At 68.4% G+C, this 25,004-nt stretch carries 24 protein-coding genes; 6 read left to right on the top strand and 18 right to left on the bottom strand.

What is annotated here, in order from left to right; translation table 11 throughout:
- The 4 genes from prcA to dop form a co-directional block, all read right to left on the bottom strand.
- A partial coding sequence (gene prcA, locus SREC43747_RS0115025) for a proteasome subunit alpha (RefSeq protein ID WP_029722126.1) occupies positions 1-607 on the bottom strand: 607 nt, incomplete at its 3' end.
- Positions 608-670: 63 nt separating this feature from the next.
- Positions 671-1,513 carry a proteasome subunit beta gene (gene prcB, locus SREC43747_RS0115020; RefSeq protein ID WP_029722125.1) on the bottom strand — a complete coding sequence of 281 codons (843 nt, stop codon included), beginning with the start codon at positions 1,511-1,513 and terminating at the stop codon, positions 671-673.
- A 147-nt stretch (positions 1,514-1,660) separates the two neighbouring features.
- A complete protein-coding gene (locus SREC43747_RS0115015) occupies positions 1,661-1,852 on the bottom strand; it encodes a ubiquitin-like protein Pup (protein WP_029722124.1) in 192 nt (63 codons plus the stop codon).
- A 157-nt stretch (positions 1,853-2,009) separates the two neighbouring features.
- Positions 2,010-3,509 carry a depupylase/deamidase Dop gene (gene dop, locus SREC43747_RS0115010; protein ID WP_029722123.1) on the bottom strand — a complete coding sequence of 500 codons (1,500 nt, stop codon included), beginning with the start codon at positions 3,507-3,509 and terminating at the stop codon, positions 2,010-2,012.
- A 118-nt stretch (positions 3,510-3,627) separates the two neighbouring features.
- Here dop and SREC43747_RS0115005 point away from each other — a divergent pair, with 118 nt between their 5' ends.
- Positions 3,628-4,164 carry an NUDIX hydrolase gene (locus SREC43747_RS0115005; protein ID WP_037332160.1) on the top strand — a complete coding sequence of 179 codons (537 nt, stop codon included), beginning with the start codon at positions 3,628-3,630 and terminating at the stop codon, positions 4,162-4,164.
- Here the strand turns inward: SREC43747_RS0115005 and SREC43747_RS0115000 are convergent.
- Both SREC43747_RS0115000 and arc read right to left on the bottom strand, forming a co-directional pair.
- Positions 4,128-5,078, bottom strand: coding sequence for an aldo/keto reductase (locus SREC43747_RS0115000; RefSeq protein ID WP_029722121.1), 951 nt, complete (start codon positions 5,076-5,078; stop codon positions 4,128-4,130). The two genes, SREC43747_RS0115005 and SREC43747_RS0115000, sit on opposite strands and share 37 nt — an antisense overlap.
- Before the next feature lie 90 nt (positions 5,079-5,168).
- Positions 5,169-6,956, bottom strand: coding sequence for a proteasome ATPase (gene arc / locus SREC43747_RS0114995; RefSeq protein WP_029722120.1), 1,788 nt, complete (start codon positions 6,954-6,956; stop codon positions 5,169-5,171).
- A gap of 538 nt (positions 6,957-7,494) precedes the next feature.
- Between arc and SREC43747_RS0114990 the strand changes: the two genes are divergently transcribed.
- Both SREC43747_RS0114990 and SREC43747_RS20310 read left to right on the top strand, forming a co-directional pair.
- Positions 7,495-8,178, top strand: a complete 684-nt coding sequence (locus SREC43747_RS0114990) for an Rv0361 family membrane protein (protein ID WP_029722119.1) — start codon at positions 7,495-7,497, stop codon at positions 8,176-8,178.
- Between the two features lie 62 nt (positions 8,179-8,240).
- Positions 8,241-8,945 (top strand): Rv0361 family membrane protein, encoded by a 705-nt coding sequence (locus SREC43747_RS20310; RefSeq protein WP_051388057.1) that lies wholly within the window; start codon positions 8,241-8,243, stop codon positions 8,943-8,945.
- Between the two features lie 52 nt (positions 8,946-8,997).
- Here SREC43747_RS20310 and SREC43747_RS0114980 read toward each other — a convergent pair whose 3' ends face one another.
- Together SREC43747_RS0114980 and SREC43747_RS0114975 are read right to left on the bottom strand one after the other, a co-directional pair.
- Positions 8,998-9,831 (bottom strand): tRNA (adenine-N1)-methyltransferase, encoded by an 834-nt coding sequence (locus tag SREC43747_RS0114980; protein ID WP_029722117.1) that lies wholly within the window; start codon positions 9,829-9,831, stop codon positions 8,998-9,000.
- Positions 9,832-9,917: 86 nt separating this feature from the next.
- Positions 9,918-11,057, bottom strand: coding sequence for a site-2 protease family protein (locus SREC43747_RS0114975; protein ID WP_029722115.1), 1,140 nt, complete (start codon positions 11,055-11,057; stop codon positions 9,918-9,920).
- Between the two features lie 115 nt (positions 11,058-11,172).
- Between SREC43747_RS0114975 and SREC43747_RS0114970 the strand changes: the two genes are divergently transcribed.
- Positions 11,173-12,051, top strand: a complete 879-nt coding sequence (locus SREC43747_RS0114970) for a RecB family exonuclease (RefSeq protein ID WP_029722113.1) — start codon at positions 11,173-11,175, stop codon at positions 12,049-12,051.
- A gap of 6 nt (positions 12,052-12,057) precedes the next feature.
- On the opposite strand, the gene SREC43747_RS0114965 is transcribed toward SREC43747_RS0114970, so the two are convergent.
- From SREC43747_RS0114965 to SREC43747_RS0114930, 8 genes are all read right to left on the bottom strand, one after another.
- Positions 12,058-12,900 (bottom strand): VOC family protein, encoded by an 843-nt coding sequence (locus tag SREC43747_RS0114965; RefSeq protein WP_029722112.1) that lies wholly within the window; start codon positions 12,898-12,900, stop codon positions 12,058-12,060.
- Positions 12,901-13,003: 103 nt separating this feature from the next.
- Positions 13,004-13,852 (bottom strand): ATP phosphoribosyltransferase, encoded by an 849-nt coding sequence (hisG, locus tag SREC43747_RS0114960; RefSeq protein ID WP_029722111.1) that lies wholly within the window; start codon positions 13,850-13,852, stop codon positions 13,004-13,006.
- A 50-nt stretch (positions 13,853-13,902) separates the two neighbouring features.
- Entirely contained in the window at positions 13,903-14,166 is a 264-nt protein-coding gene (locus SREC43747_RS0114955) for a phosphoribosyl-ATP diphosphatase (protein WP_029722110.1), read from the bottom strand.
- An 86-nt stretch (positions 14,167-14,252) separates the two neighbouring features.
- The gene (locus SREC43747_RS0114950; protein ID WP_029722109.1) at positions 14,253-14,945 is read right to left on the bottom strand and encodes an HAD family hydrolase; all 693 of its coding nucleotides are present in this window, start codon (positions 14,943-14,945) and stop codon (positions 14,253-14,255) included.
- A gap of 179 nt (positions 14,946-15,124) precedes the next feature.
- Positions 15,125-16,792, bottom strand: coding sequence for a class I adenylate-forming enzyme family protein (locus SREC43747_RS0114945; RefSeq protein ID WP_037332157.1), 1,668 nt, complete (start codon positions 16,790-16,792; stop codon positions 15,125-15,127).
- A gap of 189 nt (positions 16,793-16,981) precedes the next feature.
- Positions 16,982-17,728 carry an SDR family NAD(P)-dependent oxidoreductase gene (locus tag SREC43747_RS0114940; protein WP_029722107.1) on the bottom strand — a complete coding sequence of 249 codons (747 nt, stop codon included), beginning with the start codon at positions 17,726-17,728 and terminating at the stop codon, positions 16,982-16,984.
- Between the two features lie 23 nt (positions 17,729-17,751).
- Positions 17,752-18,900: an acyl-CoA dehydrogenase family protein gene (locus SREC43747_RS0114935; protein ID WP_029722105.1), complete on the bottom strand. Its 1,149-nt coding sequence runs from the start codon at positions 18,898-18,900 to the stop codon at positions 17,752-17,754.
- Between the two features lie 20 nt (positions 18,901-18,920).
- Entirely contained in the window at positions 18,921-19,715 is a 795-nt protein-coding gene (locus tag SREC43747_RS0114930; RefSeq protein WP_029722104.1) for an enoyl-CoA hydratase-related protein, read from the bottom strand.
- 234 nt (positions 19,716-19,949) lie between these two features.
- On the opposite strand from SREC43747_RS0114930, the gene SREC43747_RS0114925 reads away from it, so the two are divergent.
- Together SREC43747_RS0114925 and SREC43747_RS0114920 are read left to right on the top strand one after the other, a co-directional pair.
- Positions 19,950-20,624, top strand: coding sequence for a TetR/AcrR family transcriptional regulator (locus SREC43747_RS0114925; protein WP_029722102.1), 675 nt, complete (start codon positions 19,950-19,952; stop codon positions 20,622-20,624).
- 116 nt (positions 20,625-20,740) lie between these two features.
- Positions 20,741-21,652: a PAC2 family protein gene (locus tag SREC43747_RS0114920; RefSeq protein ID WP_029722101.1), complete on the top strand. Its 912-nt coding sequence runs from the start codon at positions 20,741-20,743 to the stop codon at positions 21,650-21,652.
- Positions 21,653-21,696: 44 nt separating this feature from the next.
- Here the strand turns inward: SREC43747_RS0114920 and mshC are convergent, their stop codons facing one another.
- Positions 21,697-22,932: a cysteine--1-D-myo-inosityl 2-amino-2-deoxy-alpha-D-glucopyranoside ligase gene (gene mshC / locus SREC43747_RS0114915; protein WP_029722100.1), complete on the bottom strand. Its 1,236-nt coding sequence runs from the start codon at positions 22,930-22,932 to the stop codon at positions 21,697-21,699.
- Between the two features lie 101 nt (positions 22,933-23,033).
- Positions 23,034-24,986 carry a vWA domain-containing protein gene (locus tag SREC43747_RS22360; RefSeq protein ID WP_029722099.1) on the bottom strand — a complete coding sequence of 651 codons (1,953 nt, stop codon included), beginning with the start codon at positions 24,984-24,986 and terminating at the stop codon, positions 23,034-23,036.
- Positions 24,987-25,004 lie beyond the last annotated feature (18 nt).

The raw sequence follows: 25,004 nt of genomic DNA, 5'->3' as shown, positions 1-25,004 counted from the left end.
CCTCCAACTGGTCCACCCCGAGCTCGCGGTTGCCGTCGCCGCCCGCGGACAACGCCCGGATGGCCAGTTTGGCGGCATCGGCCAGCTCCATGCCATCGCTGAAGGAGTCCTTCAGCTTCGCGGTGATGGCATCGGTCTGGCCGCCCATCACCACGTACTGCGGTTCGTCGACAATGGAACCGTCGTAGGTGAGGCGGTACAGCTGGTCGCCTTCCGGGGTGAACCCGACCTCGGCGACGCAGATCTCCACTTCGAACGGTTTGATCTGCTCGGTGAAGATCGCCCCGAGGTGCTGGGCGTAGGTGTTGGCCAGCGACCGCCCGGTCACGTCCCGGCGGTCGTAGGAGTACCCGCGGACGTCGGCGATCCGGACCCCGGCCACCCGCAGTGCTTCGAACTCACTGTAACGGCCGACCGCGGCGAACCCGATCCGGTCGTAGATCTCCGAAATCTTGTGCAGGGTCGGCGATGGGTTCTCGGCGACGAACAGCACACCACCGGCGTACTTGAGCACCACCACGCTGCGCCCCCGAGCGATCCCCTTGCGGGCCAGCTCGGAGCGCTCCCGCATGAGTTGCTCGGGAGAGGTGTAAAACGGCATCGTCACGGCTTGTGCACTCCTGGATCGAATCGGCTCGCCCATACCGGCGACTCTCCAGTGGACGACGGCTTAGCCGCCGGGGTTCTCCATTCGGCGGTTGACGACCTCCGTGGCGACTTCCGCCGCCTGTTCCTCCGGCATCCGCACGGCACCGTCCACACCGTTGATCGTGATGATCGACGGGTAGATGCGGCGAGTGAGATCCGGACCGCCGGTAGCCGTGTCGTCATCGGCAGCGTCGTAGAGGGCCTCGATCGCGATGCGCACCGCGGTCTGCTGGTCGCTCTGCGGCTCGTACCGCTTCTTCAGCGCCGATTTCGCGAACAGCGAACCGGACCCCACGGCGTGGTAGCCGGCGACCTCGTTGTAGCGCCCACCGGTGATGTCGTAGGAGATGATCCGGCCTGCGTGGTCGGGGTCCTCGGCATCGGTGTCGAAGCCGACGAACAGCGGGACCACCGCAAGCCCCTGCATGGCTCCCTGCAGGTTGGCGCGCAGCATGGTGCCCAGCTTGTTGGCCTTGCCGTCCAGCGACAGCGGCACGCTTTCCAGCTTCTCGTAGTGCTCCAGCTCCACCGCGTACAGCCGGACGAGCTCTTGGGCGATCCCAGCGGTTCCCGCGATGCCCACCGCCGAGTAGGAGTCGGTGACGAAGAGCTTGTCTATGTCCCGCTGGGCGATCAGGTTGCCCATGGTGGCGCGGCGGTCACCGGCGATCAGGACGCCGCCCTTGTAAGCGACGGCGACGATCGTGGTCCCGTGCGGGGCTTCCACCACCCCTTCGGACAACTGGCGATTTCCAGGTAGCAGCTCGGGAGCCGCAAGGCGGAGAAAGTCGGTGAACGACGATCCCGGGCTGAAGTACGCGGGTGGCAGGGCCTGACCCGGGAACCGGGCCGAGCTGGGTTCCATCGACGACATGTTCTCCTGCTCAAAGTAGCTGAGTGCCACGTCAGACTTGCACTTTAATCATGATTCCGCGCGCATCACGGCACCGGGCCGGCTCCGAACCGGCCCGGGCATGTCGGGTGGTGACGCGCACAGCGCCCGACGTTCGGTTTACTGCCCGCCCTTCTGCACGTAGGCGCGGACGAAGTCCTCGGCGTTCTCCTCCAGGACGTCGTCGATCTCATCCAGGATGGCATCGACGTCCTCACCGAGCTTCTCCCGGCGTTCCTGGCCTGCAGCCTCCGTCCCCTGTTCGTCGTCGGAGCCGCCACCACCCTGTCGGTGAACCTTTTCCTGGGACATCTCGCCTCCCGGTGGTTGCCCTCAAGAGCGTCCCCGGCGAGAAGACGCTCTGCTGTGCACATTACCCACCCGAACACCAGTTAGCCCACAGCCACACGGGCGGACTTCGATCTTTGCTGCGCCACCGGAATCACGCAATGTGACCGAGCACAGCGGTTCAGCTCCTGGTGAGCGCGTCGACCAGTTCCTGAGCGCTCTCGGACGCCTCCAACAACTCCCCGACGTGGGCTTTCGTGCCGCGCAGCGGCTCCAGGGTCGGTATCCGCACCAGCGACTCCCGACCGAGGTCGAAGATCACCGAATCCCAGGAAGCGGCCGCGACCTCCTCCGGGTACCGCTCCAGACAACGTCCCCGGAAATAGGCCCGAGTGTCCTCCGGAGGAGTGAGGATCGCCTCCTGCACCTCTTCCTCGCTGACCAAGCGCTTCATCGAACCGCGGGTCACCAGGCGGTTGTACAGTCCTTTGTCCAACCGGACGTCGGAGTACTGCAGGTCGATCATGTGCAGCCGGGGCGAGGACCAGGGCAGGTTGTCCCGCTGCCGGTAGCTCTCCAGCAGCCGGAGCTTGGCCGGCCAGTCCAGCCGGTCCGCGCAGTCCATCGGGTCGCCGGCCAGCATGTCCAGCACCTCGCCCCAGGTGTTCAGCACGTCCCGGGACGCGTGATCGGCGCCGTTGCGCTCCAGGTGCCGCTCCGCCCGCTCGTGGTAGGCGCGCTGCAGGTCCAACCCGGTGAACCGGCGACCGTCGGCCAACTCGACGGTCTGCTTCAGCGTCGGGTCGTGGCTGATCAAGTGCACGGCCTGCACCGGGTCGGCCAACTTGAGGTCGTCGAACTGCTCCCCGGCCTCGATCATGTCGATCACCAGCGCGGTGCTGCCGAGCTTGAGGTACGTGGCGGTCTCGGCCAAGTTGGCGTCGCCGATGATGACGTGCAACCGCCGGTACTTGTCGGCATCCGCGTGCGGCTCGTCCCGGGTGTTGATGATGCCGCGCTTGAGCGTGGTCTCCAGGCCCACCTCGACCTCGATGTAGTCGGCGCGCTGGGACAGCTGGAACCCGGCCTTCTCCCCGGTCTGGCCGATGCCGACCCGACCGGACCCGACGACCACCTGTCGAGACGCGAAGAACGGGATGAGCCCGTTGATGACGGCGGTGAACGGCGTGCTGCGGGCCATCAGGTAGTTCTCGTGGCTGCCGTAGCTGGCGCCCTTGCCGTCCACGTTGTTCTTGTACAGCTGGATGGGCGAGCTCCCGGGGACGCTGGCCGCCCGGATGGCCGCCTCCTCCATGACCCGCTCCCCGGCCTTGTCCCAGATGACCGCATCCCTGGGGTTGGTGGTTTCCGGAGCCGAGTACTCGGGGTGCGCGTGGTCGACGTACAACCGCGCTCCGTTGGTCAGGATGACGTTGGCCGCTCCCAGGTCGTCACCGTTGGAGCTGTTGCTCTGCTGCGCGCCGTTGCTCAGGTCGAAACCACGCGCGTCCCGCAACGGGGACTCGACCTCGTAGTCCCAGCGAGCACGCCGCGCCCGCGAGATCTCGGCCGCTGCCGCGTAGGCAAGCACGATGTGCGTGGAGGTCAGCACCGGGTTCGCCCCGGCATCCCCCGGCGCCACGATCCCGTACTCGACCTCGGTTCCCATGATCCGCCGCATACCTTGCAGCGTACGGGTTTTTGCCGGGATGCACGGCTTTGCAAGCTGAACGGACCAACATTCGCCGGGTCGGTGGCCGGGCGAGCCCGCGGAGCGGTGCGGGTGCGACGATCTGGGCATGGGCGAAACAGTCGCGGTGTACAACCGGGCGGGCGTTCCCGTGGGCAGCGCCAGCCGGGAGCGGATGCGCCGGGAAGGCCTGTGGCACGCGGCCGCCTCGGTGCTGGTGCTCTCCCCCGACCTGCGCTCGGTCTACGTGCACCGGCGCACCGACACCAAGGACGTCTACCCGGGGATGTACGACTGCTGGGCGGGCGGAGTGGTCGCCGCCGGGGAGGACCCGCTGGTCACCGCGTACCGCGAACTGGCCGAGGAGCTCGGCATCCAGCACGCCACCGTGCGGTTCGCGTTCCGCTCGGTGCACGAACACGGCTCCGTGCGGTTCCACGGCTTCCTGCACGAAACCGTCTGGGACGGCCCGGTGACCCACCAGGCCGAGGAAATCGCCTGGGGCGGCTGGATGCCGCTGAGCGAGCTGCAGGAGCGGCTGAACGACCCCGCGTGGCCCTTCGTGCCGGACGGCCGCCAGTTCATCGAGGAGTGGTTCGCCCTCCGCGGTCAGCGCCACGGCAGCAGCGCCCGCTCACCCCAGTAGGTCGCCGGATCCCAGGCCAAGCTGCGCAGCACTTCCAGGTCCGCATCGCTCAGCTCCACCTGGCAGGCCGCCAAGTTCGAGTCCAGTTGCTCGGTGCTGACCGGACCGATCAGCACGACGTCGGCCCACTTCTGCCGCAGCACGTGGGCGATCGCGATGGCGTCCGTGCCCACGCCGTGCCGGCGCGCCACCTCCTGCAGGACGTCCGGCGCGGCCACCGCCAGCCGCCCGTTGGCCAGGGTTTCCTTCACCAGCACCTGCCAGCCCCCGGTGTGGACTTCGCTGAGCACCCGCCCCACCGAGGGTTCCAGCGAGTTCCACGTGGCCTGCACCGAGCTGAACAGCTGTCGACCGCCGACCTCCAGCTCCCAGGCCCGTTCGATCGTCTCCGGCTGGGCGGCCCCGCTGGTGGAGAATCCGATCCGGACCCCGGAATCGCGTATGCGGGCCAGCTCGTACTGCAGCGCCAAGTCGTCGAACAGCGGGCTGTCGGTGGTCAGCGAATGCACCTGGTAGAGGTCCACCCGGTCGCCGAGCAGCTTGCGGGTCTCCATCCACTGCATCCGCAGCCGCTCCACCGAGTGCTCCTTGATCTCGTGCACCTCGGTTTCCAGCTGCCAGTCGGCGACGTAGGCGTACCCCCACTTGCTGGACACGCTGACGTCCTCGTGGCCGCGCTCCCGCAACCACGAGGCGAGGAACTCCTCAGCACTGCCGTACGAGCGGGCAGCGTCGACCCAGCGGATCCCCCGCTCGTAGGCGGCGTCCAGCACGGTGCGGGTGAGGTCCCGCATCGCTCGCGGGGTCCGCTGCGCCGGCAGCACACCGGTTCGGCCGAGGTTGATGTAAGCGGGCCGTCCGAGCGCGGCAAGGCCGATGCCCAGCCGCTGGACGGATTGCTGCACCGGGATCATGCCCGAAAACTAACCGCTCCCGGCGCGAACCGACACTCGGAGCAGCCCGGTCCCCGCCTGGTCGGCGGTTCCCGGGCTGCTCCGCGGTGCTCACAGGTACTGCCCGGTGTTGGTAGCGGTGTCGATGGCCCTTCCGGACTCCTGGTTCTTGCCGCTGACCAACGTGCGGATGTAGACGATCCGCTCACCCTTCTTACCGGAGATGCGAGCCCAGTCGTCCGGGTTGGTCGTGTTGGGCAGGTCCTCGTTCTCGGCGAACTCGTCGACGATCGCGTCCAGCAGGTGCTGGACCCGCAGCCCTGGCTGGCCCGTTTCCAACACGGACTTGATCGCCGCCTTCTTCGCCCGGTCCACGATGTTCTGGATCATCGCGCCCGAGTTGAAGTCCTTGAAGTACAGGACTTCCTTGTCCCCGTTGGCGTAGGTGACCTCCAGGAACCTGTTCTCGTCGGTTTCGGCGTACATCCGTTCGACGGTGGTCTGGATCATCGCCTGGATGCAGGCTTCCTTGTCACCGGCGAACTCCTTGAGGTCCTCCTCGTGGATGGGCAGTTCCGGAGTGAGGTACTTGGAGAAGATGTCCTTGGCGGCTTCCGCGTCCGGACGCTCGATCTTGATCTTCACGTCGAGCCGGCCGGGCCGCAGGATCGCCGGGTCGATCATGTCCTCGCGGTTGGAAGCCCCGATGACGATGACGTTCTCCAGCCCCTCGACACCGTCGATCTCGCTGAGCAGCTGCGGGACGATGGTGGTCTCCACGTCCGAGGAGACACCGCTGCCGCGGGTCCGGAAGATCGAGTCCATCTCGTCGAAGAACACGATCACCGGGGTGCCCTCGGAAGCCTTCTCCCGCGCCCGCTGGAAGATCAGCCGGATGTGCCGCTCGGTCTCGCCGACGAACTTGTTCAACAGCTCCGGGCCCTTGATGTTCAGGAAGTAGGACTTGGCCTGTCCATCGTCGTAGCCCCGGGCCGTCGCGACCTGCTTCGCCAGCGAGTTCGCCACCGCCTTGGCGATCAGCGTCTTGCCGCATCCGGGCGGACCGTAGAGCAGGACCCCCTTGGGCGGCCGCAGCTTGTACTGCACGTAGAGGTCGGCGTGCAGGAAGGGCAGTTCCACGGCGTCGCGGATCTGCTCTATCTGGCTGGCGAGCCCGCCGATGTCGTGGTAGTCGACGTCCGGCACTTCCTCCAGCACGAGGTCTTCGACCTCGGCCTTGGGAACGACGTCGTAGGCGTAGCCCGCCTTGCTGTCCACCAGCAGCGAGTCGCCCGCTTTCAACCCCTTGTCCACTAACGGTTCGGTCAGCCACACCACGCGTTCTTCGTCGGTGTGCCCCAGCACCAGCGCCCGCGGGCTTTCACCCTCAGCCGTGGGGAGGAGCTCCCGGAAGGTGCAAACCTCACCGGTTTGCTCGAACGCGCCCGCCTCGACCACGGTCAGCGCCTCGTTGAGCCGCACTGACTGGCCCAGCTTCAGTTCTTCGGTGTTCACGTTGGGCGATACGGCGACCCGCATCTTGCGCCCCGACGTGAACACGTCGACCGTGCCGTCCTCGTAACCGCACAGGAAAACCCCGTAGCCGCTCGGGGGCTGGGCGAGTCGGTCGACCTCTTCGCGCAGCGCCATCAGCTGGCTGCGCGCTTCTTTCAGCGTCTCGGTGAGTTTGGCGTTCCGTTCGGTGAGCTGTCTCACTCTCTCGGATGCCTCGGCCAGCCGCTTTTCCAGCACCCCGACCTGCTGAGGGGATTCGTTGAGTCTGCGGCGCAGCAGCGCAACCTCGTCCTCGAGAAGACGGATCTGGCTGCGGAGTTCTGCATTGCCGGCGTTCTGCTCCATGCCCTCTTCAGGCCGGCTGCCGGGACGGTCGTGCTGCATGTCGGCACCCTCCTCCCGTGCTCGTACCACCACGGTACCGGCGATCACCGACGACGGCGGTGTCGCGATAGCCCGCCGGATCGCCCAGCGTGCCACAAAAATCCGCGATTACCCACGGCTTGAACAAGGTTTCCCCCGAGCTCTGACATAGCACTGCTGCGATTACCGACGCTGCGTGTTGGTGCTCGTGGTCCGATCGATACGTTCCGGCACCCGGTCATGCCGAGCCCCGCTCCTCGGGGTTGCCCGGTTCAGCCGCTTGCGCCACATGGCTCGCAGAAATATCCGGGCATCCGGGTTAATCATTACGACATCTGAGTGGCTTTTCAGCTCCGGGTGAACGCCTGCTGCAGCGTCACGCGCATGGCCGACACCACACGCCTCTCACTTGGTGGGAACAGGTTGGACCCAATCCCTCCGCCAGTGACGATTCGATAGCAAAACGACCACTCCTCACATTCGCGACGAGCGGCTTTGATCTACTTACGCCGCCAACGTCAGTGCTTACTGAACCGCCATCCACTACGAGAGGAGCTGAATGACCTATCCGCCACAGCAACCTGGCACGGGCGGGTGGGGCCAGCCTAGTGACAACGGGTTTCCACAGCAGGACCCGGCGCAGGCTCCCCAGCAGCAGCCGGCCTGGTACGGAAACCAGCACACGGAACTCGGCGCTGAACAGCAGGCGACCCAGTACATCTCCCCCGCGGCGGGTTTCGGCAACCCCCAGCAGCAGCCGGCAGCGCCCCAGTGGGACGGCGGCCAGTTTCCCCCCGGCGGCGGCTGGGTGTCGGAACCGGACGGATTCGCCGCAGTGGAGCCGACCCAGCCCAAGTCGAAGATGCCGTGGGTTCTCGGCGGCGTCGGCGCCGTGGTGGTCCTGGGCGGGGCCGCGGTCGGCCTGTACTTCCTGATGGGGGGCGGCCCGGGCGAGGCCGACCCGGTCGCGCAAGAAGTGGTCGACAAGGTCAACGCCCACGACTTCCAGGCACTGGAGGACAAGCTCTGCCAGGAGAACAAGGCCGAACTGCAAAGCCAGCTCGAACAGCTGGAGGCGGGTCGCTTTAACATCCGTTTGGGCGAAGTGATCGAGAACGGGAACGAGGCCAGCGCCCAGCTGAAGGGCAGCTGGGAAATGGGCGGCGTCTCCCAACCCGTGGATCAAGTCATGGGCCTGACCGTGGAAAACGGTGAGTGGAAGGTCTGCGACCTCGACCAGTGAGCCCGAGCGACAACACAAAACAGCACAACAACAAATCGCTCTAGAGGGGGAAAGGAAGACCCTTGACGTATCCGCCACAGCCTCCGCAACCCGGCGGGCAGTTCCCGCAGAGCGGTCCGCAGCCGAGCGGGCAGTTCCCGTCCGGCGGGCAGCCGGCCCAGTCCGGTTTCGGCGCCCCGGCCAGCGGGCAGTTCCCGCAGAGCGGTCCGCAGCCCGGGTTCGACCAGGCGGCGTACCAGCAGCAGACCGGTGCCCCCGGTCCGTACGGTCCTGACTACGGCGGCCAGCCGTCCAAGAAGTCCCCGTTGCCGTGGATCCTCGGCGGCGGCATCGGTCTCGTCGTGATCATCGGGTTGGTCGTCGTGCTCCTCGTGGTGCTGGGTGGAAACCCGGGAGACCCCCGGGCCACCGCGCAGGAGTTCGTCGACAAGCTGAACGCCAAGCAGTTCGACCAGCTTCCGCCGCTCGCCTGCGAAAGCCAGAAGCAGCAGGCGGAAGAGCTCGTGGATGAATACAACCCGGAGAAGATGGCCGACGAGCTCCGGACGATGGGGATGACCGAGTCCCAGATCCAGCGGGTGCTGGACAGCATGCAGTTCAACCTGCAGCTGGGCGAGGTGACCGAGAACGGCGACACCGCCACCGCCAAGGTCAGCGGCACCTTCTCCGTCACCGTGGACATGTTCGGCGTCTCCGAGAGCCACACCGAGAACATCGACGAGAGCTTCCGGCTCGTGGTCGAAGACGGCGAGTGGAAGGTCTGCTGATCTCGCGTGAGCACGGGAGCGGCCGCTCGTGGCCGCTCCCGACCCGAACTCCTCAGCCCCGGCTCGGGCGGCGCTGCGGGCGCGGCGGCACCACGCCGTCGGCCAGCCGCCGAGCGGTCAACAAGAACGCGGTGTGCGCCACCATGCGGTGCTCGGGGCGCACCGCCATCCCCACCACGTGCCAGGGGCGGGTCACGGTCTCCCAGGCCTGCGGTTCGGTCCAGTTCCGCTGAGCGCGGATGGCCTCGGTGATCTGGGACAGCTGGGTCGTGGTGGCCACGTAGACCACGAGCACCCCGCCGGGGACCAGGCTCTCGTGCACCTTGTCCAGCACTTCCCACGGCGAGAGCATGTCCAGCACGATCCGGTCCACGGCAGGGCCGTCGTAGTCCTGGACGTCCCCGATCCGCAGCGTCCAGTTGGCGGGCTTCTCCCCGAAGAACCGCTCCACGTTGCGTTCGGCGTGCTCGGCGTGGTCCTCCCGGACCTCGTAGGAGATGACGCTGCCCTCGGGCCCCACCGCGCGCAGCAGCGAACAGGTCAGCGCCCCGGAGCCGGCACCGGCCTCCAGCACGCGCGCCCCCGGGCGGATGTCACCCCACATCAAGATCTGGGCCGCGTCCTTGGGGTAGATCACCTGCGCCCCGCGCGGCATGGACAGCACGTAGTCGGCCAGCAACGGCCGCAGCGCCAGGTAGGAAGTGCCGCCGCTGGAAACGACGACCGACCCCTCCGGTTTGCCGATCAGATCGTCGTGCTGCAGCACTCCTCGATGGGTGTGGTACTGCCCTCCAGCCTGCAGGACGATCGTGTACCGCCGTCCTTTCGGGTCGGTCAACTGGACGCGGTCACCCGGCTGGAACTCACCGCTGACGGTGCTGCTCAACTGCGTCGAACCTCCTGAACTGGCATGAGATCGCCGTCCCTGGAACACGGGACGGCGATCCATAGTCGCAAAGCCGTCGGACCGGTTCAGCGACCGGTCCGGCTCCGCATCGCCGCGCGCAGGTCTTCCCGGCGCAGCACCCCGCACGGCCGTCCGCTGGAGTCCACCACCAGGAACTGCCAGGCGAACACGGCGTCCAACCGCTCCAGGACCGTTTCCGCGGAGTCGCTGTCCAACAGCACCGTGTCCGGGTCGATGGGCTCGGCCGCCCGCTCGGCGGGCTCGTGCGGCGCGTGCTTGGCCAGGCGTTCGGCCGCGGCCTGGTCGAGCAGCCCCACCGCGACCCCGTCCGCGCGGACCAGCACCACACCGCGGCCGGCGGCCGCGGTCAGCGCGTCCCCGACCGGGCTCTCCGCGGGGAGCTGCAGCACCGGGCGAACCAGGTCCCGCAAGGACACCCCGGCCGGCCAGGCCCGTTGCTGCTCGGCGAGGTGCTCCGCCCGGGCGCCGGCCACCACGAACCAGGCCATCAGCACGCAGATCCCCAAGCGCAACCACCGGTCCTGCGCGTTGTCCACCAGCCCGGCCAACGCCCAGAACAGCAGTCCGGCGGCCACCACACCGGCACCGGCCACCCCGATCGCGGTACCGCTGCCCCGGTTGCCGGACAGCCGCCACACCAGCGCCCGGATCAACCGGCCCCCGTCCAGCGGCAGCCCGGGCAGCAGGTTGAAGACGACGATCATCAGGTTGGCCACGCAGGTCTGGGCGACCAGCAGCCAGACCGCTCCGCCGGGGGACAGGGCCAACCAGCCGAGGCCGGTGGCGGCGGCCAGCACGATGGACACGAGCGGCCCGGCCACCGCGACCCACCCCTCCTGGCCGGGTTTGAGCGGGGTCCTGGAGACCTCGGAGATGCCGCCGAGCAGGAACAGCCGCACCCGGCGCACCGGCAACCCCATGCGCAGCGCCACGATGCAGTGCCCCAGTTCGTGCAGCAGCACGGACGCTGCGAGCAGCACGGTGAACACCGCGGCCAGCAGCGCGCTGCCCCACACCCCCGCGCTGGGCAGTATCTGCGCCACCAGCGGGGTGTAGAGCAGCACGATCACCGCAGCCCCCACCCACCAGGAAGGGGAGAGCAGGATGGGCACCCCGGCCACCCTCCCGAGCAGCAGGCCTCCATCCGGGAAGCGGGCTTTGCTGGGCGGCGTGGTTGTCGGCATGGGGCGAAGAGTAGCTGTCCGCTCGTTAGGTATCTGTGATCCACCGGACGGCGCCCGCGAAGCACTGCCGGGTCCTCGAACACCTCCGCGACCTGCTCGACTAGGGTTGCTGACCATGTCGGAACCGGCGCAGACCACAGCTGGCCAGGACACCGTCCACCGTCCCGCGCTGTCTCCATCGCGGGCCAGCGACTTCAAGCAGTGCCCCCTGCTGTACCGGTTCCGGGCCGTGGACCGGCTGCCGGAGACCCCCACCCGCGCGCAGGTGCGCGGCACCGTGGTGCACTCCGTGCTGGAGCAGCTGTTCAGCTTCCCGGCCGGGGAGCGGAATCCCGAACGGGCCAGGGAACTGCTGCAGCCGTCCTGGGAGAAGCTGCTTTCCGAAGAACCGGAACTGGCCGAGCTCTTCCACGGGCCGGACGACCCGGAACTGGGCAAGTGGCTCAAGTCGGCCCAGAAGTTGCTGGACTCCTACTTCGAGCTGGAGGACCCGCGGCGGCTGCAGCCGGAAGCCTGCGAACTCCGCGTCGAGGCGGAGCTCGAGTCGGGAGTTCGGCTGCGCGGCTTCATCGACCGGGTCGACGTCGCACCGACCGGCGAAGTTCGGCTGGTGGACTACAAGACCGGGGCTTCTCCGCGCCAGATCGGCGAGGCCAAAGCGATGTTCCAGATGAAGTTCTACGCTTTGGTGCTGTGGCGGCTGCGGGGCACGATCCCCCGGCAACTGCTGCTGATGTACTTGGCCGACAAGCAGAGGCTCACCTACACCCCGGACGAGGCCGAGCTGCGGCGGTTCGAGCGCACCTTGGAAGCGATCTGGCAGGCCATCCTGCGGGCCGGTCGTGACGGGGACTTCCGCCCCAACCCGAGCCGCCTGTGCGACTACTGCTTCCACAAGACGCGCTGCCCGGCGTTCGGTGGAACGCCGCCGCCATACCCGGGTTGGCCGGAACCGGACCCGGGTGTGGAGACGGCTCTCGATCGCGCTGACTGACGCTGCTCAGTCGTCGTACGGGTCGTAGATCGCGGCGGTCCCGTACTCGCCGGCCTGCTCCTGGTCGACCAGGGCGAACCGAGCACCGGTCGGGTCCCGGAGCACGGCGACCCGGCCCATGCTCGAGTCGTACGGGTCCACCCGCACCCGGCCGCCGAGCTGGATGGCCGAGCGCACCAGCTCGTCGGCGCCGTCCTCGGTGACCCCCAGGTACACCAGCCAGTGCGGTTGCGTGGCGGGTGTGATGAACTCCCGGATCATGCTCACCCGGGCCAGCACCGACTCGCCACCGAGGTACCACACCGAATAGTCGGACCGGTTGTCCGCGCCGAACTGCTCGGCGGTGTAGCCGAACATCGAGCGGAAGAAGTTGTCCGCGGTCTGCGCCCGGATGGTCACCAGCTCCGCCCACATGAGAGTGCCGGGCAACCCGACGTCGAACCGCAGCTCCTCGTCGGGTTCGAGCAAACCGAACTCGGCGCCCGAAGGCCCTTGCAAGATCGCTTTGGCTCCTACGCCGGGTAATTCCTCGACGTCACCGATCAACGAGGCGCCCAGCTCTTCGGCCTGGGACACGGCCTGCGCGCAGTCAGCGGCTGCCAGGTACAGCCGCCAGCGCGAGCTCTCCTCAGCCACCTGGTAGAGCCCCGCCACCGGGTAGCCCTCGCGGAACGCCATGCGGTAGCGCCCGGCACCGGGGGCCTGGTGGTCTCGGCATTCCCAGCCGAGCAGCTGCGAGTAGAAGTCGCACGCGGCATCCAGGTCGGTGGTGGCGAGTTCGATCCAGCACGGCATGCCGGCGTACACGTCCCACCGGGGCGGAGCACTTCCCGGGACTATCACGGCCATGGCTTCACTCCCACCGGAAGAAGATCGAGCAACACTTCATTATGAACGCAATCGATCTTCCACCGCGGACGTTCGGTCGGGGTGTTCGCCCCGACATGGGAGCTCACAGGCGGCAGGAGCGGATGTCCGAGGACAAGATCGCTTTGGCGCCCAGCGCCGCCAGGCGATCCATGATGGCCGGTGCGTCCTTGCGGCTGACCATCGCGCGCACCGCCACCCAGCGGTCGTCAGCCAGCGGGGACATGGTCGGGGACTCCAGGCCCGGGGTCATCTTGGCGGCTTCGTCCAGCAGGTCGCGCGGGCAGTTGTAGTCCAGCATCACGTACTGCTGCGCGAACACCACGCCCTGCAGGCGGGCGATCAGCTGGTTCTTGGCGGCTTCCTTGTTGTCACCGTCCCGGTCGATGACCACGGCCTCGGACTTGCAGATCGGATCGCCGAAGGCGACCAGCCCGTGCTGGCGCAGCGTCCGCCCGGAACCGACCACGTCGGCGATGGCATCGGCGACCCCGAGCTGGATGGAGATCTCCACCGCACCGTCCAGCCGGATCACCTCGGCCTGGACCCCGTGCCGGGCGAGGTCCGCCGAAACCAGGTTGGCGTAGGAGGTCGCGATCCGCTTGCCCTCCAGGTCGGCGACCGTCCAAGGTTCGGAGCCGGCGGGGGCGGCGTAGCGGAACGTGGACCCGCCGAAGCCGAGGGACAGCCGCTCCTTCACCGGAGCTCCGGAGTCGAGGGCCAGGTCGCGCCCGGTGATGCCCAGGTCGAGCTCTCCCGACCCGACGTAGATGGCGATGTCCTTGGGGCGCAGGAAGAAGAACTCGACTTCGTTGGTCGGGTCGATGACGGTGAGGTCGCGCTGCTCATGACGCTGCCGGTAGCCGGCTTCCGCTAGCATCTCGGACGCAGGACCGGCCAACGTGCCCTTGTTGGGCACAGCCACACGCAGCATGAGCTCGCTCTCCTCTTCCGTTCTGCGATCAGGGCGGGAACGCGGCGGCACTACAGGTGCCGGTAGACATCCTCCAGCGTCAGCCCGCGCCCCAACATAATCACCTGCAGCCGATACAGCAGCTGCGAGATCTCCTCGGCCAACCGCTCGTCGCTCTCGTGCTCCGCGGCGATCCAGACCTCACCAGCTTCCTCCAGGACCTTCTTGCCCTGGGCGTGGACCCCGGCGTCCAGCGCAGCCACCGTCGACGAGCCCGCCGGTCGGGTGCGGGCGCGTTCTTGCAGTTCGGCGAACAACTCGTCGAAGGTTTTCACAGTGACGATCCTTGCATCCCAGAGGTGCCGTGCTGAAGGTGGACCCACCCGTTGCGGAATTGGTCACCCGCAGCACCGGCCGGCTACTACTCAGCGCGACGGAGAAGTCTACCGAGGCGGTCGAACCGCACCTCCGACAGTGACCGGTAGAGGGTGCGGTGCGGTCCCGGCGGCACCGGCACCTCGCAGGGAATGGCGATGACGGCGCAGCCGGCTGCTTCCGCTGCGGCCACCCCGGTGGGCGAGTCCTCGATCGCCACGCACTCCGCCGGGTCGACTCCGAGCAGCCGGGCGGCCCGCAGGTACGGCTCGGGGTCCGGTTTGTTCCGGCCGTCGACCTCGTCCCCGCACACGGTCACCTCGAACGAGTCCCGGCCGATGGTCTCCAGCGCGACTTCGGTGAGCGAGCGGATGGTGGAGGTCACCAGCGCGGTGCGCAACCCCAGCTCGCGGGTGGTGCGCAGCGCTTCCGGGGCTCCTGGGCGCCACTGCAGCCCTTGCCGGAACAGCTGCTCGACCCGGGCCGCCACCCACTTCGCGGCCGCGGCGATCTCGGCTTCCCCGGCCGGCTCGCCGATGTCCGCCAGCAGCAGCCGCATGCTGCGGTTCATGTTCGACCCGACCATGGACTCCCGCGCGGCCGTGCTCAGGGTGCGCCCCCGGGAGGCCGCGTAGTCCTCCATGGCGATCGTCCAGAGCTTCTCCGAGTCGACCAGGGTGCCGTCCATGTCGAAGAGGACCGCAGCGGGGCGGAGCGTCTCCGGGGAAGCGTCGGGCATGCGCGAAAGTCTCCAAATCGGGCCGCGTTCACTCTGGCACGGTCCAGTACATCACCAACCGCGGGGAAATCCCCAGGGAACGTGTCGCACTCCTCGTTCCAGCGCGGCCCGGAGAGCACACTGCCGACCCACCCCGGAGCGGCTCGACCGGCTGTTGCCCTCCCGTTCACGGGTTGTTCTCACCCCGTTGGGCCACTGGTGGCGGACGCAACGGTCCCCACGGTGGTGAAGAGCCCTTCGGCGAACTCGGTGCGGGCCTGCTGCCGCGCCTTGTAGTGCACTTTCTTCCCGGTGGCGGTCATCGGCAGCGAGGTGACGAACCGGTAGGCCCGGGGCCGCTTGTAGCCGGCCAGCATCGGGTGCTGCCGGCAGTGCTGTTCGCACTCGGCCGCGGTGAGCGCGTCGTCGGCGGGGACCGCGTAGGCCACCACGAGCTGGCCCCAATGCTCGTGCGGTATGCCCACCACCAAGGAGTCGGCGATCTTGGGGTGCTCGTTGAGCACTTCTTCCACCTGCACCGGGTGCACGTTCTCCCCACCGGAGATGATCATGTCGTCCTTGCGGCCCACGATGGTGACGTGCTCCTGGCCGTCCCACGTGGCGAGGTCGCCGATGTAGAGCCAGCCGTCGTGGAACTTCGCCGCTTCCTGGTCCGGCGAATTGATGTAGGCGTAGCCGCACTTGGGGGACCGCACGATCACTTCGCCGATCTCGTTGCCGTCCTTGGCCACGGTCTCATCCGGTCTGGCCAGCCGGTCGTCGAAGACCTTCACCACCGCGACGTCGTCGTCGGTGCACGCAGTACCGGCACTACCGGCGTGTTCGGGCAGATCGGACGGGCGCAGGAAGGTGTTCCAGAACGCCTCGGTAGTGCCATATCCATTGTAGATGTTCGGGCACAGGACCTGCTGGTAGCGCAGTGCCGCTTCCCTCTCCAGCGGCGCTCCCATGGTGACGATCCCGCGCAGCGACGAGAGGTCGCGCGATTCGCGCTGCTGCGCCTGGGCGAGCATGGCGAGGTTCGTCGGCGCTCCGATGAGGAAGGTGAGGCCGCAGCGCTCCACGAGGTCGAGGCAGCGCTCGGGGTCGAACGACCGCATCGGCACGGTTTGCGCCCCCACGTAGAAGACCGGGTTGGGGCCACCGGCGTACAGGCCTCCGCGGTGGAACCACGGCGTCATGTTCAGCGTCCGGTCCTGCGGGGTGAGCAGGAAGTGCATGATCACGTCGTGCGCGGTGAAGATCTCGATCATGCTGTTGAGCGGAACCCCCTTGGGCATGCCGGTGGTTCCCGAGGTGTACAGCCGAGTGGTCTCCTCGTACACCGTTTTCTCGAAGCTGGGGTCTTTCCCGCCGGGCACGGCGAGTTCGCTGAACCGCAGCGCGCTGCCGTCCTGCGGGGTCCCCACCACGACCACGGCGTCCGGCCGGTGCTGGGCCGCCCGCAATGCGTCGTTGGCCACCTCTGACAGCGCTGCGTCGTGGACGTAGACCTTGGGTTTGCTGTCGTCGAGGATGAAAGCGGTCTCGCCGGAGGAGAGCCGGAAGTTGATCGGCGATCCGATCGCCCCGCACGCCTGGGTGGCCAGGTAGAGCTGTGCGAATTCCGGACCGTTGAACAGCTGGTACAGCACCACGTCGCCGGGCTGCACTCCCAGCTGGGCCAGCCCGGCCGCCAACTCGTCCACTGCGGACCCGAGTTCGGCGTAGGTCCAGGTCCGCTCGGTTTCCGGGCAGGCCATGGCGACGTGGTCCGCGTACCGGTGGGTGTTGCGCCGGAAGCCGGCGAGGTAGGTGAACTCCCGTTCGATGAATTTCCGGTATGCCGACGGGTCGTATCGGGTCATCTCCACTCCTCCTCGTCGAGGTGGAAATCGCGGTGCTCGCCTCCGGGACCGGTCGCGACCGCTCGGCTCCCGGCAAGTGCCGGCGCATCGGGTGCGGCACTTTGCGGCTGATGTGTCGGCAAGTCCGGCGGAGCCGTCCGGCTCCGCCGGTCGCAAGTGATCGGTTCGCTCCAGGGACCTCGGCCGCGGTCAGCTCATGGTGAGACCGCCGCTGACGCTCAACGTCTGCCCGGTGATGTAGCTGGCTTCTTCGGATGCGAAGAACGCCACCGCATTGGCCAGGTCGTGCGGCTGGGCGAGCCGCCGGAACGGGATCGCCTTGATGAGCGCTTCTCGCAGCTTGGGGTTGTCCCCACCGATGGAGGCGAACAGTTCCGTGTCGGTGGGCCCCGGGCACACGCAGTTCACGTTGATCCGGTGCCGGGCCATTTCCCGGGCCAGCGTCTTGGTGAAGGCGATCACGCCTCCTTTGGCCGCCGAGTAGACCGCCTCACCGGAAGAACCGACCCGACCGGCATCGGAACCGATGTTCACAATGGATCCACCGCCCTGTTCCACCAGGTGCGGCAGCACTGCTTTGGTGGTGTTCAGCGTGCCGTAGAGGTTGATGGCGATGATCCGGTCCCAGTCGGACTCATCGCTCTCGTGGAACGGCTCGGCCTTGTCCCAGCCCGCGTTGTTGACCAGCACGTCGATGCGGCCGAACTGGTCCTTGGCCTCCGCCACCGCCTGCCGAACCGACTCCCGCGAGGTGACGTCGGCCGGCATGCCGACCGCTTCGGCACCGATCGCTTTCGCGGTGGTGCGCGCGGAGTCCTCGTCGAGATCGGTGACGACGACCGCAGCTCCCTCAGCGGCCAACTTCTCCGCTATCGCCCGCCCGATGCCGCGTCCTGCGCCGGTCACGAACGCGATTCTTCCGTCCAGTCGTGCCATGTCAGTCCTTTCTGCGCGTCGGGTCACGGGGCGAGCGCGCGTCCGACGCGCTGCCTGGCGACGACGAGTTTCATGATTTGGGCGGTCCCGTCCCCGATCTGCAGCCCGAGGACGTCGCGCAACCGCTGCTCGATCGGCAGGTCCGTCCGGTAGCCGTACTGGCCGTGCAGCAGCAGGCAGTCCTGGATCACTTCGAACGCCGTCTTGGGAGCCCACCACTTGCACATCGCGGCCTGGGCGGTGTGGGGAGCGCCCTGGTCCTTCAGCCAGAGCGTCTGGTAGCAGAGCAGCCGGGCGGCGCTCAGCACGGTTTCGGCTTCGGCCAGCGGGAAGGAAACGCCTTGGAACTTGCTCAGCGGCTGCCCGAAAGCCTGCCGTCGGGTGACGTGCTCCCAGGTTTCGTCCACTGTGACCTGCGCTGCGCCCAAGCACTGCAACCCGATGAGCGCTCGACTGAAGTCGAAGCCCTTCATCACCTGGCTGAACCCCTCGCCTTCCCGGCCCAGCAGGTGATCGGCCGGGATCCGGGTCCGCTGGAAGTGCACCGCGCCGCGGCCCACCGCTTTGGTGCCCATGTCCGAGTACGGCCCCCTGGTCACCCCGGGCAGGTCGAGGGGGACGAGGAACGCGCTGATCCCCTTGCTGCCGGACTGCTGCTCGTCGGTGCGGGCGAACACCACGGCTGCCGCTGCTTCGGCGGCGAAGGACAGCGATTTCGTTCCGTCCAGGACGTACTCGTCGCCGTCCCGACGAGCGCGCAGGTGCGGGTTCGCCGCATCGGAGCCCGCGTGCGGTTCGGTCAGTCCGATGCCGACGACCTCCTCACCCGCGCAGATCTTCGGCACCCACGACGCGGCCAGTTCCGGGGTGGCGTTCTCCACGAGCACCTGGGCCACCAAGGACCCGACCACCTGCAGGTAGGCGACGGAGAAGTCGCCTCGGCTGATCTCCTCCACCAGCATTCCGGACGTCAACCGGTCCAGTCCGCGGCCTCCGTAGGTCGGTGGCACTTCCGGTGCGATGAACCCGGACTGCCCCATCTGGATCCGGATTCGCGGTTCGATGCCGCCCTGCTGCTCCCGCCGCCGGTAGCCGGGGGCCAGCTGTTGTTCGGCGAACTTCCGGGCCGCGTCACGACGGCGCTGTTGGTCGGCTGTGAGGTTGAAATCCATGGCACGCCTCGGTCCGCTGGTCAGCTCAGCGCGTGCTTGGCGAAGTCCGGCTTGCGCTTCTCGGCGAAGGCCGCCGCGCCTTCCTTGGCCTCGTCCGTTTCGCCGAACACGTCGAGCGCCGACATCGCCAGGTTGCTCAGACCGGCTTGGTGGTCGGTGTCGGCGTTGAACGATTGCTTGAGGAACCGGATCGCGGTGGGGCTCATCTCGGCGATCTGCGCCGCCCACCGCGTGGCCTCCGGCAGCAGCTGGTCGGCCGGCACGACCTCGTTGACCAGGCCCCACCGCTGCGCGGTCTCGGCGTCGTACTGCCGGCACAGGTACCAGATCTCGCGGGCGCGCTTCTCCCCCACCACTCGGGCCAGGAACGCCGAGCCGAATCCGGCGTCGAAGGATCCCACGCGCGGCCCGGCTTGCCCGAACCTGGCGTGCTCGGCGGCGATGGACAGGTCGCACAGCACGTGCAGCACGTGCCCGCCGCCGATGGCCAGCCCGTTCACCGCGGCGATCACCGGTTTGGGGATGTCCCGGATGAGCTTGTGCAGGTAACCGATCTCGAACAGGCCGCTTTCGGTGGGGCCGTAGTCCCCGGTCGCCGCGCGCTGCTTGACGTCTCCACCGGTGCAGAACGCCTTCTCGCCCGCGCCGGTGAGGATGACCGCCCGCACTCCCTTGTCGGCCCATGCCTTGCGGAAGGCTTTGACCATTTCTTCGACCGTCTTGCCGCGGAAGGCGTTGTACCGGTGCGGCCGGTTGATGGTGATGATCGCGGTGGTGTCGGTGACGGCGTAGTCGATGTCCTCGTAGTCGCTCATGCCGGGCCTCCTTGCCTCGGGGAGGACGGGATTCACTTGGGAACCGCAATGCTGAACAAGCATTCGCGTAAAATGAATGTGCGTTCACTTGAGTTGAATACTCGTTCACTCGCACGCGGCGTGTCAACACCGCGACGCTCGGTGCTCCCGGAAGCTCCACCACCCCGGGCGAGCAGCCCGGGTCTGTGAAGATTGATCGGAAATGAATTCACGTTCAGCACGAAGGGAAGCGGAATGCCTCCATCCGCCCGGACAGCGCGCAACCCCGACGAGGCGGCCCGGGCCGTTCGCGCCGAATGGCGCAGCCGCCAGCTGTTGTCCGCCGCGGCCAGGCTCATGGCCCGCGACGGCTTCCACAGCGTGTCCATGCAGGCCCTGGCCGAGGAAGCCGAGGTCAGCGTCGGCCTGATCTACCGCTACTTCGGCAACAAGGAAGAACTCCTGCTGGCGGTGATCGTCGACGTGCTGGACGCCTTCGCCAAGCAGGTGCCGGCCGCGGTGGCCGCCGCCGGCGACGACCCGGTCGAACAGCTGGCCGCGGCCTTCCGCGCCTACTGCGAGGTGATCGACGACTACCGGCACGCCGCGGTCCTCACCTACCGGGAGAGCAGGACGCTGAGCAGCCAGCGGCGGGAGCGCATCAAGAAGCTGGAGATCGAGACGGGCGAGCCGCTGCGCAGCGCCCTCCGGGACGGGGTGCGCAGCGGGCTGTTCACCGAGCAGACCGACGTGGACCTGATCGCCCACGACCTGCTGCTGCTGGCCCACGGCTGGGCGCTCAAGAGCTGGTACCTGGAGCAGAAGATGCAGCTGGCGGATTATGCGCGCAAGCAAACAGCGCTGTTCCTGGCCGGCGTCCTGCGGCCCGAGCACCACGACCGCTACCAGCACCTGCTGCAGCTGCGCTGAACCGCCCGGCAACGCTCCCGCGCCCGGACGAGGAAGAACAGCTGGTACGAGCGGCCCAACGACTTGCCTCCCGGATGTCGGCCGCCCGCACTGGCCTGGCGTCGTAGGCTGGCGTAGTGACCGATCGCGACACACACCTCAGCAACCAACAGCGCGCCGAGCTGCCTCGCCTGGAAAAGCCGGTCGTCGTCGCAGCTTTCGAGGGCTGGAACGATGCAGGCGACGCCGCTAGCTCCGCGATCGAGCACCTCCAGCTCATCTGGGACGCGACGCCGCTCAGCGAGATCGACCCGGACCCCTACTACGACTTCCAGGTGTCCCGGCCCACCATCAAGCTGGTCGACGGCATCACCCGCCAGATCACCTGGCCGACCACCCGGCTGACCGTCTGCCGCCCGCCCAACGCCGATCACGACGTGGTGCTGGTCAACGGAATCGAGCCGAACATGCGCTGGCGTGCTTTCTGCCAGGAGCTCGTGGACCAGATCAACCAGATCGGCGCCACCACCGTGGTGACGCTGGGCGCACTGCTCGCCGACGCGCCGCACACCCGACCGGTGCCGGTCACCGGCGCCGCCTACGACTCCGACACCGCCGCCCGCTTCGGGCTGGAGCAGTCCCGCTACGAAGGCCCCACCGGCATCGTGGGGGTGTTCCAGGACGCGTGCGTGCAGGCGGGCATCCCGGCGATCTCGTTCTGGGCAGCGGTTCCCCACTACGTCTCCCAACCGCCCTCGCCGAAGGCCACCCTGGCGCTGCTGCACCGGGTGGAGGAGGCCCTGGACATCGAAGTGCCGCTGGGGACCCTGCCGGAGCAGGCCGAGGAATGGGTGCAGACCGTCACCGAGATGGCCGACGAGGACGAGGACGTCCGCAACTACGTGCGGGCGTTGGAAGAGCGCGGAGATGCGGAGGTGAACCTCACCGAGGCCAGCGGCGACGCCATCGCAGCCGAGTTCGAACGCTACCTGCGCCGCCGGGGACCGGGCGGCAAGGGGAAGGGACCGACCGGCCCCGGGCCCAGCTGACCGGCTGGTCCGGCCGGCCCGCGCTGGCCGGCCGGACGTGCCGCTCAGAGCTCCACGCCCAGCAGGGCGTCCACCGCGTCCTTGATCAACTGCGGCGCGCCGGTGTCCGAACCGGAACCGGCCAGGGCTTCCTCAGCCCAGTCGTCGACAGCGCGCAGCGCCTGCGCGGTGTCCAGGTCGTCGGCCAAGCGTTCCCGCACGCGGTCGATGACCGGCTGGGCTTCCGGAGCGGACTGCAGGGCCACCGCCTGGCGCCAGCGGGCGAGCCGAGCCGTCCCCTCGGTGAGCACGTCAGCGGTCCAGGACCGGTCCGAGCGGTAGTGCCCGGACAGCAGGGCCAGCCGGATCGCCATCGGATCGACCCGGTCACCCCGCAGCCGGGAGACGAAGACCAGGTTCCCCTTGGACTTCGACATCTTCTCGCCGTCCAGCCCGATCATGCCGGTGTGGCAGTAGTGCTTGGCGAACGGATAGCTGCCGGACAGGCACTCGGCGTGCGCCGCGCTGAACTCGTGGTGGGGGAAGATCAGGTCCGAACCGCCGCCCTGGACGTCGAAGCCCAGCCCCAAGCGGTTCAGCGCGATCACGGAACATTCCAGGTGCCACCCCGGACGACCGGGGCCCAGCTCGGAGTCCCAGGACGGTTCTCCCGGGCGGGCCGCTCGCCACAGCAGCGCGTCCAACGGGTGTTCCTTGCCGGGGCGGTCGGGATCCCCGCCGCGCTCGGCGAATAACTGGCTCATCGTCTGCGAGTCGTAGTTCGACTCGTAGCCGAACCGGCCCGAGGCCTGGTGGCGGAAGTAGATGTCCGGGTACTCGTCGTCCACCCGGTAGGCGGCTCCGGACGCCAGGAGCTTGCCCACGGCTTCCACGATCTCGGGGATGGCTTCCACCGCGCCGATGAAGTCGGCCGGGGGCAGGATCCGCAGCGCTTCCATGTCCTCCCGGAACAGCGCGGTCTCCCGCATGCCGAGCACGACCCAGTCCTCGTTGTCCCGCTCGGCCCGTTCCAGCAGTGGATCGTCGATGTCGGTGACGTTCTGCACGTAGTGCACCTGGTGACCGTTGTCCAGCCACACGCGGTGCACCAGGTCGAACGCCAGATAAGTCGCAGCGTGCCCGAGGTGGGTGGCGTCGTAGGGGGTGATGCCGCAGACGTACATGCGCGCCACCTGCCCGGGCTCGGTGGGCTTGACCTCACCGCTGGCGGTGTCGAACAGGCGGAGCGGTTGGGGGGTCCCGGGGATCTTGGGAACGTGGACCGACGACCAGGGTTGCATGCCTTCGACCTTAAACGTCCGCACGCCGTTCGTGTCAGCCTCCGCCCTCAGCTACCGCGTTCGCCACAGCGGCGCGCCGCCGGTGCCCGGGAGCGGCCCGGCTAGCGACCGTTCCGGTTGCGCAGGTAATCGCCGACCACGGCGGCTCCCAGCCCGTCCGGACTCGGCGCCAGCACCCGGCCACCACCTCGCCGGGCGACGATGTCGACGAACGCCTCCAGGCGCGGGTCGTCCCCGAGCATGAAGACGCTCAGCGCCGTTCCCCGCCGGCGCAAGGCGTCGACCTCGGCCAAGGTGATCTCCAAGGTGCGCGGGCTCGGCGGGTACTCGAACACCGCTTCGCCGTCCGGCTCCAGGTGGGCGGTCGGCTCGCCGTCGGTGACCACCAGCACGACGGGCTGGGTGTCCGGATGCCGGCGCAGGTGCCGACCGGCGATGAGCAGCGCGTGGTGCAGGTTGGTGCCCTGTTCCCAGGTCCCCTCCAGCTCGGCCAGCTCCCCCGCCTGCACCTCGGACGCGTAGCGGCCGAAGGTGATCAGTTGCAGGGCGTCCGAGCGGAACCTGGTCGTCACCAGGTGGTGCAGGGCCAGCGCCGTGCGCTTCATCGGCGCCCACCGGCCGTCCTGGACCATCGACCAGGACGTGTCGACGCAGAGCGCGACCGCAGCCCTGCTCCGGTGCTCGGTCTCGGCGACCTCGATGTCGCTGATGTCCAGCCGCGGCGCCTCCGGTCCCGCGGCGGCCCGCCGGAGCACCGAGTTGCGGACGGTGCGGGCGGCATCCCAGGGTTCGGTGTCGCCGAACTGCCACGGCCGGGTGGTGCCGGTCAGTTCGCCGGCCGCCCCGGCCCGTTCGGTGTCCCGTTCGCCACGCCGCGACCGCAGCCGGGTGATCACCGAGCGCAGCGCGGTTTCGCCCAGGCGCCGCAGGGCTCGCGGGCTCAACTGCAGATCGCCTTCCGGGCCGCGGCGCAAGAACCCGTGCTCCCGGAGCTGCCGCTCGATCTCCGCCAGCCGCTGCACGTCCACCGCGGCCTGCTGGCCCAGCTGCCGTTCCAGGGCCTCCAGATCGATGTCCTCGAGCCGCGCCCCGGGGTAGGCCTGGCTGAGCTGCTCGGCCAGCCGGTCCACCTCTCCCAGCTCGGCCAGCATCGCCGTGGCCTCCCCCAGCCCCAGCGGTTGGTCCCCCCGGAACCGGGCTCGCCCGCTCCAGTCCTCCCCGGGGCGGAGCGCCTGCAGTTGGGCGTCCAGCTGCTGCAGGGCCTGCCCGATGCGGGGGTCCCCGAACGCCTGGCTGGAGAGCGACATCAGCTCGTTGCGCTGCTGCTCGTCCATCGAGTTCAACAGGCGCTGCGCCGCAGCGGCCCGGGCCGCCAGCAGGTCGACGAGTTCGTCCACGTCCCGCGGGTCCTCCGGGAAGAACTGGCCGTGCTCGGCCATGAGCCGGTCGAACCGCTGCGGGACGTCCTCGTCTCCCCGCGCGTGCGCGGCGAGCAGGTCCGACAGGTCCTCCAGCATGCGGCGGACCTGCTCGACGTCTTCGGGGGTGGTCTGCTGCAGCGCCTCCTTCATGCCTTGGAAGCGCTGCTGCACGAATTCCCGCCCCAGCAGCTGCTGGATCTCTTCGAACGCCTCCCGGGCTTCGGGAGAGCGCCAGTCGTAGTCGGCCAGCTCCGCAACCGCGCTGCCGGTGTCCGAGGGCAGCGCGGAGAGCTGCAGTTCTCGGAAGCGGGCGTCCTCGTCGGGATCAGCGGCCAGCGCCAGCCGTTCCTGCTCCAGGGCCCGGTCCAGCAGTCGGCGCACCTCGTTCAGGGTCCCGTCCAGCCGGTGCCGGCGCTGCAGCTGGCTGCGGCGCTGCCAGAGCCGTCTGGTCAGGTCGTCGAGCCCGGTGGTCTCCCTCGTGCCGGTGCGCAGCAGCTCTTCCAGCGCCGAGCGGGGCGAAGCGCCTTCCAGCACGTCGCGACCGAGCTGGTCCAGCGCTTCGCGCAAGTCCACCGGTGGCTCGAGCGGGTCCGGGCCACCGCGCCAGGCTCCGTAGTGGAATCGCCGTGAGATCGGAAGAGCACACGTCTG

The organism is Saccharopolyspora rectivirgula DSM 43747, assembly GCF_000497205.1.
Classification (GTDB): Bacteria; Actinomycetota; Actinomycetes; order Mycobacteriales; family Pseudonocardiaceae; genus Saccharopolyspora; species Saccharopolyspora rectivirgula.
This window is presented reverse-complemented; position numbering and strand designations above follow the sequence as displayed.

Bases quoted from the DNA above. Each gene is read 5' to 3' on its own strand.
- prcB (WP_029722125.1), bottom strand. From the start codon at position 1,513: ATGGAACCCAGCTCGGCCCGGTTCCCGGGTCAGGCCCTGCCACCCGCG.
- SREC43747_RS0115015 (WP_029722124.1), bottom strand. From the start codon at position 1,852: ATGTCCCAGGAAAAGGTTCACCGACAGGGTGGTGGCGGCTCCGACGAC.
- dop (WP_029722123.1), bottom strand. From the start codon at position 3,509: ATGCGGCGGATCATGGGAACCGAGGTCGAGTACGGGATCGTGGCGCCG.
- SREC43747_RS0115005 (WP_037332160.1), top strand. From the start codon at position 3,628: ATGGGCGAAACAGTCGCGGTGTACAACCGGGCGGGCGTTCCCGTGGGC.
- SREC43747_RS0115000 (WP_029722121.1), bottom strand. From the start codon at position 5,078: ATGATCCCGGTGCAGCAATCCGTCCAGCGGCTGGGCATCGGCCTTGCC.
- arc (WP_029722120.1), bottom strand. From the start codon at position 6,956: ATGCAGCACGACCGTCCCGGCAGCCGGCCTGAAGAGGGCATGGAGCAG.
- SREC43747_RS0114990 (WP_029722119.1), top strand. From the start codon at position 7,495: ATGACCTATCCGCCACAGCAACCTGGCACGGGCGGGTGGGGCCAGCCT.
- SREC43747_RS0114975 (WP_029722115.1), bottom strand. From the start codon at position 11,057: ATGCCGACAACCACGCCGCCCAGCAAAGCCCGCTTCCCGGATGGAGGC.
- SREC43747_RS0114970 (WP_029722113.1), top strand. From the start codon at position 11,173: ATGTCGGAACCGGCGCAGACCACAGCTGGCCAGGACACCGTCCACCGT.
- SREC43747_RS0114965 (WP_029722112.1), bottom strand. From the start codon at position 12,900: ATGGCCGTGATAGTCCCGGGAAGTGCTCCGCCCCGGTGGGACGTGTAC.
- hisG (WP_029722111.1), bottom strand. From the start codon at position 13,852: ATGCTGCGTGTGGCTGTGCCCAACAAGGGCACGTTGGCCGGTCCTGCG.
- SREC43747_RS0114950 (WP_029722109.1), bottom strand. From the start codon at position 14,945: ATGCCCGACGCTTCCCCGGAGACGCTCCGCCCCGCTGCGGTCCTCTTC.
- SREC43747_RS0114945 (WP_037332157.1), bottom strand. From the start codon at position 16,792: ATGACCCGATACGACCCGTCGGCATACCGGAAATTCATCGAACGGGAG.
- SREC43747_RS0114940 (WP_029722107.1), bottom strand. From the start codon at position 17,728: ATGGCACGACTGGACGGAAGAATCGCGTTCGTGACCGGCGCAGGACGC.
- SREC43747_RS0114935 (WP_029722105.1), bottom strand. From the start codon at position 18,900: ATGGATTTCAACCTCACAGCCGACCAACAGCGCCGTCGTGACGCGGCC.
- SREC43747_RS0114930 (WP_029722104.1), bottom strand. From the start codon at position 19,715: ATGAGCGACTACGAGGACATCGACTACGCCGTCACCGACACCACCGCG.
- SREC43747_RS0114925 (WP_029722102.1), top strand. From the start codon at position 19,950: ATGCCTCCATCCGCCCGGACAGCGCGCAACCCCGACGAGGCGGCCCGG.
- mshC (WP_029722100.1), bottom strand. From the start codon at position 22,932: ATGCAACCCTGGTCGTCGGTCCACGTTCCCAAGATCCCCGGGACCCCC.